This is a genomic window from Ensifer sp. NM-2 (assembly GCF_003024455.1).
GTDB classification, from domain to species: domain Bacteria; phylum Pseudomonadota; class Alphaproteobacteria; order Rhizobiales; family Rhizobiaceae; genus Ensifer; species Ensifer canadensis.
Genome location: NZ_PVZR01000031.1, coordinates 49936 through 62129, shown reverse-complemented (window position 1 = coordinate 62129; position 12194 = coordinate 49936). Strand labels below are relative to the sequence as shown.

The 12194-nt window shown below is 59.6% G+C and carries 10 protein-coding genes and 1 tRNA gene; 7 read left to right on the top strand and 4 right to left on the bottom strand.

Annotated elements, in window-relative coordinates; genetic code table 11:
- The first annotated feature begins 18 nt into the window (after positions 1-18).
- Both C6558_RS35130 and C6558_RS35125 read left to right on the top strand, forming a co-directional pair.
- Positions 19-108 (top strand) — tRNA-Ser (locus tag C6558_RS35130).
- A gap of 655 nt (positions 109-763) precedes the next feature.
- Positions 764-1825 (top strand): porin, encoded by a 1062-nt coding sequence (locus tag C6558_RS35125; protein WP_025426376.1) that lies wholly within the window; start codon positions 764-766, stop codon positions 1823-1825.
- A gap of 204 nt (positions 1826-2029) precedes the next feature.
- Here C6558_RS35125 and C6558_RS35120 read toward each other — a convergent pair whose 3' ends face one another.
- The 3 genes from C6558_RS35120 to C6558_RS35110 form a co-directional block, all read right to left on the bottom strand.
- Positions 2030-2929 carry an alpha/beta fold hydrolase gene (locus C6558_RS35120; protein ID WP_025426377.1) on the bottom strand — a complete coding sequence of 300 codons (900 nt, stop codon included), beginning with the start codon at positions 2927-2929 and terminating at the stop codon, positions 2030-2032.
- Positions 2930-3151: 222 nt separating this feature from the next.
- Positions 3152-3637, bottom strand: a complete 486-nt coding sequence (locus C6558_RS35115; RefSeq protein ID WP_081788894.1) for a BA14K family protein — start codon at positions 3635-3637, stop codon at positions 3152-3154.
- A 342-nt stretch (positions 3638-3979) separates the two neighbouring features.
- The gene (locus C6558_RS35110; RefSeq protein WP_025426378.1) at positions 3980-6052 is read right to left on the bottom strand and encodes a lytic transglycosylase domain-containing protein; all 2073 of its coding nucleotides are present in this window, start codon (positions 6050-6052) and stop codon (positions 3980-3982) included.
- A 296-nt stretch (positions 6053-6348) separates the two neighbouring features.
- On the opposite strand from C6558_RS35110, the gene dapA reads away from it, so the two are divergent.
- Positions 6349-7233 (top strand): 4-hydroxy-tetrahydrodipicolinate synthase, encoded by an 885-nt coding sequence (dapA, locus tag C6558_RS35105; RefSeq protein WP_025426379.1) that lies wholly within the window; start codon positions 6349-6351, stop codon positions 7231-7233.
- Positions 7233-7712, top strand: coding sequence for an SsrA-binding protein SmpB (gene smpB, locus C6558_RS35100; RefSeq protein WP_025426380.1), 480 nt, complete (start codon positions 7233-7235; stop codon positions 7710-7712). Before dapA ends, smpB begins: the two co-directional genes overlap by 1 nt.
- Positions 7713-7783: 71 nt before the next feature.
- Here smpB and C6558_RS35095 read toward each other — a convergent pair whose 3' ends face one another.
- Positions 7784-8365, bottom strand: a complete 582-nt coding sequence (locus tag C6558_RS35095) for an NYN domain-containing protein (RefSeq protein WP_025426381.1) — start codon at positions 8363-8365, stop codon at positions 7784-7786.
- 470 nt (positions 8366-8835) lie between these two features.
- On the opposite strand from C6558_RS35095, the gene rpoZ reads away from it, so the two are divergent.
- The 3 genes from rpoZ to C6558_RS35080 all read left to right on the top strand — a co-directional run bounded on the left by rpoZ (position 8836) and on the right by C6558_RS35080 (position 12070).
- Positions 8836-9243 (top strand): DNA-directed RNA polymerase subunit omega, encoded by a 408-nt coding sequence (rpoZ, locus tag C6558_RS35090; protein WP_025426382.1) that lies wholly within the window; start codon positions 8836-8838, stop codon positions 9241-9243.
- A gap of 103 nt (positions 9244-9346) precedes the next feature.
- Positions 9347-11572, top strand: coding sequence for a bifunctional (p)ppGpp synthetase/guanosine-3',5'-bis(diphosphate) 3'-pyrophosphohydrolase (locus tag C6558_RS35085; RefSeq protein ID WP_025426383.1), 2226 nt, complete (start codon positions 9347-9349; stop codon positions 11570-11572).
- Between the two features lie 345 nt (positions 11573-11917).
- Complete coding sequence (locus C6558_RS35080; RefSeq protein WP_067698885.1) at positions 11918-12070, top strand: DUF3563 family protein; 153 nt, start codon at positions 11918-11920, stop codon at positions 12068-12070.
- Positions 12071-12194 lie beyond the last annotated feature (124 nt).

Sequence of the window (12194 nt, the reverse complement as noted above, 5' to 3'; positions counted from 1 at the left end):
CACTAGTCAGGCGCTAACGGAGAGGTGGCCGAGTGGTCGAAGGCGCTCCCCTGCTAAGGGAGTATACCCGGAAGGGTATCGAGGGTTCGAATCCCTTCTTCTCCGCCATCACCTTCCAAGGTTGAATTTTCCCACTCGTCGCATCTCGGTCATCGGCTGATGGGTCTCGTCTTTACCCATGTGACATCGGTCTAGTCGCGAGCGGGAAAACACTCGCAGCGCCATTCGCGCCAATGTTCATGAATCTCCTCGGCTTTTCTCCGCTCAGAATCAGGCGCTGCGCACGATCAACTGCGAATCTCGCAAATTGATTCTGGTGATTCCCGCTGTCGGAGGGGCAACCCGCAATGTCGATTCTGAGAAATGTGGCGATGCAGCACGTCGCTCCTTCCAAGGAATTTGGCAGCCGGACCGGCGTTTCCCCCCAATTTGGGCCGCTTTCTGCCTCTTTCTGAAACAGGAGATGCCACTTGTCCTTACGCTAAGCTCAAGGGAATAAAGGCTTTTCTTAATCCTTTGTTAATTTTCTCGGGCCGCATGCGGCGATTTTGTGTCGTTTCAGCAACAGGGTTCGGCGAAGGGCGAGGCAAAGCACGCGATCTCATCAGTTGGACGTTGCGCCGATGACCGCGTCTTGTATTTTCAAATCCGGAAGCAAGGGCGGTTGATCGTCCGACTTCTTGAACGTTGGGGATGGGGCAGGGAACGCTGTCCTTCAGCAAAATACCCAGACCCGTTTGAAACTTTTGACTGGAGGTCAGAAATGAACATCAAGAGCCTTCTTCTCGGCTCCGCTGCAGCTCTCGCAGCAGTATCCGGCGCACAGGCAGCCGACGCAATCGTCGCCGCCGAGCCGGAGCCCATGGAATACGTTCGCGTTTGCGACGCTTTCGGCACTGGCTACTTCTACATCCCGGGCACCGAAACCTGCCTGAAGCTCAGCGGCTTCATCCGCGTTCAGGGCTCGTTCGGTTCTGAGGCATCGCAGAGCCGTTACAACCAGGCGAACCATGACTTCGACGGTGACGGCTTCAACGATCAGTCCACGTCGGACTGGGATGTCTTCTCGCGCGCTTACGTCGCATGGGATGCCAAGAGCGACACCGAGTACGGCACGCTCACCGGCTTCTTCGCTGCTGAATTCAATGCCGACAACGACACCGACTCTGGCGATAGCGACTTCATCGACGTTGATGAAGCCTACATCCAGCTCGGTGGCCTGAAGGCCGGTTTCTTCTACAACTGGTGGGATAAGGGCATCAACGGCGAAACCGACACGCTCGGCAACGTCACCGAGTTCAACTCGATTGCCTACCTCTATGACGGCGGCACCTTCCAGGCCGGTATCTCGATCGACGAGCTCGAAGGCTGGTCCACCAAGGCAAACGGCGTTGGCATCTCCGGTATCGTTTCGGCTTCGCTCGGCGGCGTTTCCTTCGACTTGCTCGGCGGCTACGACACCGAGTGGGAAGAAGGCGCGATCCGCGGCTTGCTCTCTGCAGACCTCGGCCCGGGCGTCTTCCAGCTTGCTGGTATCTGGGCTTCGAACCCGAACACCTACTGGGCTCAGTCTGAGTGGAGCGTTGCTGCTTCGTACCGCTTCAACGCAACCGACAAGCTGGCGATCACTCCTGGCGCTCAGTACTTCGGTAGCCTGCAGGATTCCGTCAACAGCTTCGGCGGCGACGATGCATGGCGCGCTGGCGTAACGGTTGACTACAAGATCACCGAAGGCCTCGCTACCCGCGTATCGGTTCAGTACGAAGATGAAGACAACGGCGACGACCAGGTATTCGGCTTCGTCCGCCTGCAGCGCGACTTCTAATCTGATCTGACCTCGGTCAGTTTAGAGAAGCCCGGCTTTCGAGCCGGGCTTTTTCGTTTGGCGCTTTCCATAAAGGAAATGCGATCTCAGGCGGGAGCGCAGGCGCGCGTTCGCTGCTACAGCGCCGCGCGTCCTATTAGACGCGCAAAGGTCGCCGTAGCACTTTGAATTGCTGCATGTTTTTATCCTTAAATCGAATAGGATTTAAGGAAACATGCAGTGGTGAACAAAGGCGGCTATGGCATGCCTGGGGCCGTCGAGATGCAGCAGCGGTGCATGGCCTTGTCCGGCGGCTGTCACGGTCGTCAAGTTGGGATGCCTGCTCTTCATCTCATCGACCGTGGTGCTTGACAGCAGCTTGGAATGTTCGCCGCGAACGACCATCATCGGAAGCCCGGTAAAGGCGTGGAACTGGGGCCAAAGATCCGGCAGCAACATGTCCGACGTCAGCGCCTGCAGTTGTGCCGCAATTGCTGGATCGAAGTCGACGACAGGAATGCCGCCTTCGTCGCGATAGATCGCCCTTGCCATCTGCAGCCATTCGACCTCGTGAAGGATCGGGAAATCGTCTCCGTGTATGGCTTTCAGGTAGTTGGGCGCTGCGGTCCAACTTACCGGTCCGGTCCCTGTGTTGAGATAGTCCCGAATCCCGAGCAATCCCCCGATTTCGATGACAGGCCCGATGTCATTGAGCACGGCCCCTGCTATCAAGCCGGGGGCCAGGCCGATCAAATGGTGCAGGATCAGCCCACCACGTGAGGTGCCGATAAAAATTGCCTTTTCAATAGCGAAATATGCGCACGCGGTGATGACGTCGGACGTTTCGACTGCAACCGTATAGCGACTCTTATCGCCGTCGCGTTCCGAATTCCCGCGGCCACGGTAGTCCAATGAGATAACGGGGTGCCCGCCTCCCGACGACGATGCAAGAAAGGTGGCAAGTTGGTGAAAGTCTCGGCTGTTGCGCGTGAGCCCTGGCAGGCAGATAACCGGAGTTGCCGCTCGTGGCTGAGGCCCAGGTCCGTAGGCCCGCGCGTAGAGCTGCAATCCGCCAACCCCGGGGAAGCGATGTTCCCGAAACGCATCCGCCCCATACTCGTTCATTTCAGCCTCGCCCTCCATCTGCACCCGGGCGGATCGTAGCCATTGAAACGGAAACGGCAAGCAGGCGGTCCGGCGTTCAGGGAATGAAAGGACTCGCCGCTCGCGCTACCTTTTGGACCGCGAGATCGCCGGTCACAGGCTTTAAAACCACGTTTTCGCGCCGATACCGGAGCAGCGGAAACATTGGGAGGGTGCGAGGGGCCGCCGCCCCATCCAGTCTTTTCAGTAGGGCGAATTGCACTGCCGCCGCGGACCACCATAAGGCTGATACGTGTTGTCCCAGGCTCGATAGGACCGATATCGGGCGTAGCACCAGCTGGTATGTGAGCTGCCGCCGGCAACTCCCGGACGGTTGTAGTATCTTGGCTGGCTCAACAAGCCGCCTATGATCGCACCGGCCGCAAGTCCGCCGATGAACGCGCCGGCATCATTATCGTGGTCCCGATAGTATCCGCGGTAACCATCGCGATAATGGCCATGTCTGTCGCCGTAGTAACCGTGCCGGTTGTACCGATAGCCACGGCCGCAATAGGGGAAACCACATCCGCTAGCACTCTTCCGCGCTTCACCGCGCTCGTACGGGAATTGCGCCGGTTGGACATCGGTGGCTTGAGACGCAATCTTCGGGGCGATCGGAAATGCTTGTGCTGGCGGAACGCCACTCATTACTGTCACCACCGACAGGGCGATAACTGTTAACGTCTTCATTGCCTTCACCATTTTCTTCGGGGAGGATGGAACCTTCAAGAAGGGAAATGCGTGACATCGTACTTTGTGCCGCCTTCTGCTATCACGATTATTTGATCATCTCCATTTGTCAACGATAACGACGAACAACCAATCTGAACCTACAGCGCCGCGGGTCTTATCAGACGCGCAAAGGTCGCTGTAGCACTGTGAATTGCTGCATGTTTTATCCTTGAATCGCATACGATCTAACGAAACATGCAGTAGCGTTTCCCGTTGGCACGGGTTCATAGAAGCGCGCTATCTCTTTGTTTTTATGCGATGTCTGACGCACCACCGCTGCGCACTCTTGCTGGAATTGCGCTAAGGTAACTGTCGTCCCATTCTAAGGTCGGCGACTATGTCAGCGCCTTGACCGAGCCTGACCTTGTAGACCTGATAGTTTTCCATCACGCGCTGGACGTAGTTGCGCGTTTCCTGGAACGGGATGCGCTCAATCCAGTCGACGACCTCGTCGATCGGTTTGCCGCGCGGGTCGCCATAGCGGCTGAGCCAGTCCGGTACGCGACGCGGGCCGGCATTGTAGGCAATGAAGGTGAGAATATAGGAACCACCGAAGCTGTTGATCTGCTCGCCGAGATAATGCGCGCCGAGGGTGGCGTTGTATCCGGCATCGCTCGTCAGGCGCTCCTTGGAGTAAGCAAGGCCGTAGCGGCTGGCTACCCCTTTGGCGGTGCCGGGCAGCAGTTGCAGCAAGCCGCGCGCGTTGGCCGTGGAGACCGCCGCAGGATTGAAGGCGCTTTCCTGGCGCGCGATCGCGTAGGCGAGCGCCTTGCCCGAGCCATCGATGTTGGCGGTCGACGGGATGACGCCGACGGGAAAAGCGAGTGCAGCGACATCGATGCCACGGCCAAAGGCGGTCTTGCCGATCTGGAGTGAAAGCTGATGATTGCGGGTCTTTTCGGCGCGTGCCGAAAGGATCGCCAGTTCGCCGGGGCTCGTCAGTTCTTCCGCAAGTGCCCGATAGATGCTGTCGGCACGCCAGCCGTGACCTGCCGCTTCCAGCCGTGCGATGGCGCGAACCGCCTCGCGGTTTTCGAAACGGGCACGGTCTTCCGCTGAAGGGGCGGGATAGGTAACGTTGAGTGCCTTGTGGCCGAGCCGCGCAGCGGCGAGTTGACCGTAGAAGGTGCCTGGAAAGCGGGCGGCATTGGCGAAATAGTCCTTGGCATTGCCCGGTCCGCCCGCTTCCGCCGATCGGCCGAGCCAATACCAAGCGCGGGACGCCGAAAGCGGCCGGTTGGAAACATCAAGGATCCGTCGGAAATGCTGCGATGCTGCGGCCGGATCTTCCATGCCGCGCAGCGCGAACCAGCCGGCGTGAAACTCTGCATCGACGATATCGGTCGCCTCGGTTGCCTTGTGGTTTGCGGCAACTCGGTAGGCGCCGCGAAAATCCCCCTTGTCCAGCAAGCCGCGGCTGACGATCCGTTGTTCGGTCCACCATTCACCGGGATTGACCAACGCGTCCTGATCCCTAGGCATCGTGGCCAGCAGCTTGGCGGCCTCCGCATATTTGTCCTGCTTACGCAGGCTTTCGATACGGATGAACAGATAGGCCGGGTCCTTATGCCATGAGGCGTCGATCGCCGATATCAGCGCAGGGGCATTGGTGCTGCCGCGGCTGACGGCGGCCCAGGCGCGATAGAGCGACTGCGCCTTGCCGAGATCGCTGAAGCGTTCGGCCTGCTCGACGCGGTTGCGATAAAGCAGCATCGTCATCCGCCGTCTGTGGTCGGCAACCGTCAGCAGGCCGGAAAATTCCGACAGGATCTGCGTTTCCACATCCTTGTCGAGCCCCTGCTTGAACCAGAGCGCGCGCAGCCGCGTTGCTGCGGTCGCACTCTGCCCCTGTGCCACCAGCGCGCGGGCAAGGATGATCGTCCCTTCCGTGGTTTCGGGCTGCGTCTGCCCAAAGGCGGCAAGAATATCGGGGGCTGCCGGGTTCTCGCGGTAAAGTGCGCGCTCGGAATGGGCGCGAAGCGATTTGAGGCCCGGCCACCCCTGCAGTTCGCGCTGGGCGTCGGCGATCTCGTAGGAGGGGACGCCACGTTGCCCCGATACGGCGATTGCCCAAGTCAGAATATGACGATCGAGCGTGCCCTCGTGCATGCCGTTTCGAACGGTGATCGCCTTGGTCGGATCCTTGTCGGAAAGCGCATCCAGACCGACCTTCAAGCCGCCCTGAATGGGCGATACCGTCGCCGGGATCGCGCCGGTGATGTCCTTACCCGAAACGCGCCCGACCTTGTCGGAGATTGCGGGTTTGCTGCCCGGTACCGGCACTGTGTTCGAGGCTTCGGAGGAGAGGGCCGACGAGGCCAGAAGCGCTGTGCCGATCATGGCGGCGACAGGCAGAAGAATTGATCCGCGCATCAAGAGCCCCGTGTTTCCCCGTGTCTCACATTCATTTGCCGCCGGATTGCCTAACGAAAGGTTACCGGGGTTTATAGATCACAGCAATCGCACCGCCGCCACCTTAGCACCGGGTGGCGAGCCTCAAGGATTATGCGGCTTGAACGTCAAGCTTTTACGTGAAAACCGGCATGAAATGCCGTGTCACGGCGCTTGCCGCAGCCCCCTCACATGATTATGGTGCGGCAGTTTTTTAACCGTCGATTACGGCCAAAGCGTGAGTGTATGCTCGTCCTTTGAGCCGTCAGGAGTTGTGCATGTTCAAGGGTTCCATTCCCGCTCTCGTAACACCGTTCACCGCCGCCGGCGCGGTGGATGCGGAAGGTTTCGTCGCGCATGTGGAATGGCAGATAAAAGAGGGAAGCTCCGGTCTCGTGCCCGTCGGCACGACAGGTGAATCCCCGACCCTTTCGCATGCCGAGCACAAGCAGGTCGTCGAGCTCTGCATCAAGGCAGCCGCCGGCCGCGTGCCGGTAATCGCAGGCGCCGGCTCCAATAACACGACCGAAGCCATCGAGCTTGCGCAGCACGCCGAAAAGGCGGGTGCGGACGCGGTGCTCGTCGTTACACCCTATTACAACAAGCCCACGCAGAAGGGCCTGTTTGCCCACTATTCGGCGATTGCCGAGAGCGTGAAGCTGCCGATCGTCATCTACAATATCCCCGGTCGCTCCGTCGTCGACATGAGCGTCGAAACCATGGCCGCGCTTGCCAAGGCCCATTCGACGATCATCGGCGTGAAGGATGCCACCGGCAAGATCGAACGCGTATCCGAGCAGCGCATGGCCTGCGGCAAGGATTTCGTTCAGCTTTCCGGCGAAGACGCAACGGCGCTCGGCTTCAACGCCCATGGTGGGGTCGGCTGCATTTCGGTCACGGCAAATGTCGCGCCGCGGCTTTGCGCCGAATTCCAGCAGGCCACCCTTGCTGGCGATTATGCCAAGGCACTGGAATATCAGGACAAGTTGATGCCGCTGCACAAGGCGATCTTCATGGAGCCTGGCCTGTGCGGCGCCAAGTACGCGCTGAACCGTCTCGGCCGTATGAGCCGCGCGGTTCGTTCGCCGCTGCTTTCGACACTGGAGCCGGCAACGGAAGCCGCAATCGACTCGGCGCTCAGACATGCAGGATTGATGAACTGATGGCACCCAAGGGAAGCCAGCGCACGGTCAAGAAGATTGTCGCGGAAAACCGAAAGGCCCGCTTCAACTACGAGATCGTCGACACCTACGAGGCCGGCCTGGTTCTGACCGGCACCGAGGTGAAGTCGCTGCGTGAAGGCAAGGCAAACATCGCCGAATCCTACGCCACCGACGAGGGCGGGGAAATCTGGCTGATCAATTCCTATCTGCCGGAGTACCTGCAGGCAAACCGATTCAACCATGAGACCCGCCGCCGTCGCAAGCTGTTGCTGTCCAAGCGCGAGGTCAACCGGCTGCAGGGGGCCGTCAATCGCGAAGGCATGTCGCTCATTCCGCTCAAGATCTATTTCAACGATCAGGGCCGGGCGAAGCTCGAGCTGGCGCTCGGCAAGGGCAAGAAATTGCACGACAAGCGTGAAAGCGCCAAGGAGCGCGATTGGAACAGGCAGAAGAGCCGACTGCTGAAAGAGCGCGGCTGAACGCAGCCGCACTCTCGCCCCGACGCCCTGCCTAAAAATTTTTTTCGTTGTTTGGCGAGTGACTGGTTCGCTCAGATCCCAACGGGGTCGGCTACCGGCTCGACATGTTGCCGGGGAACGCGTTCCGATGGGTCACGGCCGATTTCGGCCCGCAGCGTGACGAGATCGATGAAGTGATCCGCCTGTCGGCGCAGGTCATCGGCGATCATCGGTGGCTGGGTCGACATCGTCGATACCACCGAAACCTTGCGACCCTTCCGCTGCAGCGCTTCGACGAGCGTGGTGAAGTCGCCATCGCCCGAGAAGATCACCAGATGATCGACGGTTTCTGACTGTTCCATGGCATCGATCGCAAGTTCGATGTCCATGTTGCCCTTGATCTTGCGGCGACCGAGCGAGTCCGTGAATTCCTTCGCAGGCTTGGTCACGACCTTGTAACCGTTATAGTCAAGCCAGTCGATCAGCGGACGGATCGACGAATATTCCTGGTCTTCGATGAGAGCCGTATAGTAGTAGGCGCGTAGCAGATAGCCACGCTTTTGAAATGCCTTGAGCAGTTTGCGATAGTCGATGTCGAAACCGAGGCTCTTCGACGCGGCGTAGAGGTTGGCGCCGTCGATAAAAAGAGCGATTTTCTCGCGAGGGTCAAACATCGTTATTCCTTTTTGGTGCGCATCACATTCGGGTAAGCGGCCCGTCGGCGGATGCGCGAAAATACGGCGATTACATTAATAATTGCTGATATTGCAAATAATGTAGTTAACCACTTGCATTATTCCAAGCGGCGGCACGCGAATATAGCTAGTTTTAGCAGTTGCTGCAGTTCGTCCACATCGGAAATCTGCAGTTTCTACCAGGCGTTTCCGGTTTGTATTAGAAAATGCAACTAGGGTGTGTGAATACAAAGTCCAGCCCGTCCGCGTCGCATTTTATCACGCAGTAAAGGATGATGTGAGCGCTCCGTGCAGGAAAAACTTGAACTTATGCTGTTTTGATTGTATCCGGGCGGCTAATTCCAGAAATCGGAGCCGACGAGGCCGTCATCCGGCGGCCGTTCCGGTCTCGTGTCGTTAATCCGTGCTGCGGCGATGATCGCCGCGCTTTGAGCCCAAAAGGACAGGCAATGGCCCGCGTCACCGTCGAAGATTGCATTGACAAGGTCGACAACCGTTTCGAACTCGTGCTGCTCGCCAGCCACCGCGCCCGCCTGATCTCGCAGGGCGCAGCGATCACCATCGATCGCGACAATGACAAGAACCCCGTCGTGGCTCTCCGCGAAATCGCCGACGAGACGCTCTCGCCCGGCGACCTCAAGGAAGACCTGATCCACTCGCTGCAGAAGCACGTCGAAGTGGACGAGCCCGAGCCCGATCCGGCTTCGCTGGTGCAAGCCGATGCCGACACGACTTTTGCCGAGACGGCGGAAGACGACGACCAGCCGGAGGCAATCACTTTCGACCGCATGTCGGAAGAGGAACTTCTGGCCGGCATCGAGGGCCTCGTGCCCCCGGAAAAGAGCGACGACTACTGAGATCCGTAACGGAACAAGCGTTCCCGCGTGTTTTCAAAGCAGTGCGCCACTCGTATGATTGGCGCACTTTTTTTATTGTCTTTTCCCATGGAGCCGCCAGCGAATGATGCGCCAGTACGAGCTCGTTGAGCGCGTTCAGAAATACAAGCCCGACGTCAATGAAGCCCTGTTGAACAAGGCTTACGTCTACGCGATGCAGAAGCACGGGCAGCAGAAGCGGGCAAGCGGCGACCCCTACATTTCCCACCCGCTGGAAGTGGCGGCGATCCTTACGGAAATGCATCTCGACGAATCGACGATCGCAGTCGCGCTCTTGCACGACACGATCGAGGATACGACCGCGACCCGGCAGGAGATCGATGATCTCTTCGGCGAGGACATCGGTGCGCTTGTCGAGGGCCTGACCAAGATCAAGAAGCTCGATCTCGTCACCAAGAAAGCCAAGCAGGCGGAAAACCTGCGCAAGTTGCTGCTCGCGATCTCCGACGACGTGCGCGTCCTCTTGGTCAAGCTTGCCGATCGTCTGCACAACATGCGCACGCTCGACCATATGACGCCCGAGAAGCGGGCACGCATCTCCGAAGAGACGATGGACATCTATGCGCCGCTCGCCGGCCGCATGGGCATGCAGGATATGCGCGAGGAGCTCGAAAACCTCTCGTTCCGCCATATCAATCCGGAGGCCTTCGAAACCGTCACCCGCCGCCTGGAAGAGCTGTCCGAGCGCAATGAAGGCCTGATCAAGAAGATCGAGGACGAATTGACTGAGCTGCTCCAGACCGAGGGGTTGAAGGGCGCGCAAGTCAAGGGGCGGCAGAAGAAGCCCTATTCGGTCTTCCGCAAGATGCAGTCGAAATCCCTGTCCTTCGAGCAGCTTTCCGACGTCTGGGGCTTTCGTATCGTCGTCGACGATATCCCGTCGTGCTATCGCGCGCTTGGCATCGTGCACACCCGCTGGCGCGTCGTGCCTGGCCGCTTCAAGGATTATATCTCGACGCCAAAGCAGAACGATTACCAGTCGATCCATACGACCATCGTCGGCCCGTCGCGCCAGCGCATCGAACTGCAGATTCGCACGCGCCGGATGAACGATATCGCCGAATACGGTATCGCCGCTCACTCGCTCTACAAGGACGGCGAGGGGGTCTCGACGGAAACCGCCCTGTCGCCGACCTCGAACGCCTATTCCTGGCTGCGGCGCACGATCGAGTCGCTCGCCGAAGGCGACAACCCGGAAGAGTTTCTCGAGCATACCAAGCTCGAGCTTTTCCAGGACCAGGTGTTCTGCTTCACGCCGAAGGGGCAGCTGATTGCGCTGCCGCGTGGCGCGACGCCGATCGACTTTGCCTATGCGGTCCACACCAACATCGGCGACACCTGCGTCGGCGCCAAGATCAACGGCCGCATCATGCCGCTGGTCACGCGCCTCAACAACGGCGACGAAGTCGAGATCATCCGTTCGGGCATCCAGGTGCCGCCGCCGGCGTGGGAAGAAATCGTCGTCACCGGCAAGGCGCGCTCCGCCATCCGGCGCGCGACGCGCGCTGCCATCCGCAAGCAATATGCCGGCCTCGGCTATCGCATTCTGGAGCGAACCTTCGAGCGCGCCAGCAAGACGTTTTCACGCGAAGCGCTGAAGCCCGCGCTGCATCGGCTTGGACATAAAGAGGTCGAGGATGCGATCGCGTCGGTTGGCCGCGGCGAACTGTCGTCGCTCGACGTGCTGCGCGCGGTTTTCCCCGACCATCAGGACGAGCGCGTCACCGTCAAGCCGAACGCCGACGATGGCTGGTTCAACATGCGCAGTGCCGCCGGCATGGTGTTCAAGTTGCCTGGCCGATCCAAGGAGGCGGGCGAGCCGGCGCAAGCGGAAGGTCCGGAAGCGCTGCCGATCCGAGGGCTCTCGGGTAACGCCGGCGTGCATTTCAGCGCGGCGGGTGCAGTTCCGGGCGACCGTATCGTCGGCATCATGGAGAAGGACAAGGGGATCACCATCTACCCGATCCAGTCGCCGATCCTGCAGAAGTTCGACGACGAGCCGGAGCGCTGGATCGACGTGCGTTGGGATCTGGACGAGGCCAACAGCAGCCGCTTCATGGCGCGCATCGCCATCAGCGCCTTGAACGAGCCGGGCACGCTGGCGGAGGTCGCCCAGTCGATCGCGACGAGCGACGTCAACATCCGCTCGCTTTCCATGGGGCGTGTGGCTGCCGACTTCAGTGAGTTGCAGTTCGATCTCGAGGTCTGGGATCTGAGGCAGCTGAACCACCTGATCACGCAGTTGAAGGAATTGCCGAGCATCTCCACGGTCAAGCGCCTCTTCGAGTGAAGGGGCGCCGCTCGACTTTCGCATAGCTGCCGAACCGTCACCACCGGCGCCGTTGCTTCCGCCTTCCGTCGGGGTCTCGCCTTGGCAGGCGGATCATGACCGGCACTTTCTTCTTCTTGCCTCCGTCTGTCTGGCCGTCCGTGAGGGTTGGCGATACTCGCATTCGGCGGTGAAGTTTGGGCCTGTGCGCGTCCGTTTTGCGCAGTTGCCTTCAAAACAGGCAGGTCGGGGCTTGAAAAACGGCAAGGCATGCTTGTTGCGCATGGCTGCTGTCTCTTCCTGGCTCTGGTGGAACAGTGACCTCTAAACTATCTTCTGCATGGGAGGTAAACGAAGAGGTTTGCCATGTTAAATCAGTTGAAGAAGATCACCCGCGCTCTGCGCGTCGCCACTCAGGAAGAGCGCGAGCTCGCCTATCTCAACGGTTCGGTCGATCGCATCGATCTCGAATACCGTCAGCGCCAGATCGATCGCGGCCTGTTCCGCAACGGCTACTAAGCCGCTGCCTGTTCCCGCATGATGGCGGGAATGGCGAGCCATGCGCCAGGCGAATGGCTCAATCGTGATCGCTGCACCACACGCCAGCGGGTTGCAAGCAAGGGGCATGACGCCTATCTTGCGG

Excerpts from the sequence above, each read along its gene's own strand:
- C6558_RS35115 (WP_081788894.1), bottom strand. The coding sequence starts at position 3,637 with ATGAAGACGTTAACAGTTATCGCCCTGTCGGTGGTGACAGTAATGAGT.
- C6558_RS35080 (WP_067698885.1), top strand. The coding sequence starts at position 11,918 with ATGTTAAATCAGTTGAAGAAGATCACCCGCGCTCTGCGCGTCGCCACT.
- dapA (WP_025426379.1), top strand. The coding sequence starts at position 6,349 with ATGTTCAAGGGTTCCATTCCCGCTCTCGTAACACCGTTCACCGCCGCC.
- rpoZ (WP_025426382.1), top strand. The coding sequence starts at position 8,836 with ATGGCCCGCGTCACCGTCGAAGATTGCATTGACAAGGTCGACAACCGT.
- C6558_RS35110 (WP_025426378.1), bottom strand. The coding sequence starts at position 6,052 with ATGCGCGGATCAATTCTTCTGCCTGTCGCCGCCATGATCGGCACAGCG.
- smpB (WP_025426380.1), top strand. The coding sequence starts at position 7,233 with ATGGCACCCAAGGGAAGCCAGCGCACGGTCAAGAAGATTGTCGCGGAA.
- C6558_RS35120 (WP_025426377.1), bottom strand. The coding sequence starts at position 2,929 with ATGAACGAGTATGGGGCGGATGCGTTTCGGGAACATCGCTTCCCCGGG.
- C6558_RS35095 (WP_025426381.1), bottom strand. The coding sequence starts at position 8,365 with ATGTTTGACCCTCGCGAGAAAATCGCTCTTTTTATCGACGGCGCCAAC.
- C6558_RS35125 (WP_025426376.1), top strand. The coding sequence starts at position 764 with ATGAACATCAAGAGCCTTCTTCTCGGCTCCGCTGCAGCTCTCGCAGCA.
- C6558_RS35085 (WP_025426383.1), top strand. The coding sequence starts at position 9,347 with ATGATGCGCCAGTACGAGCTCGTTGAGCGCGTTCAGAAATACAAGCCC.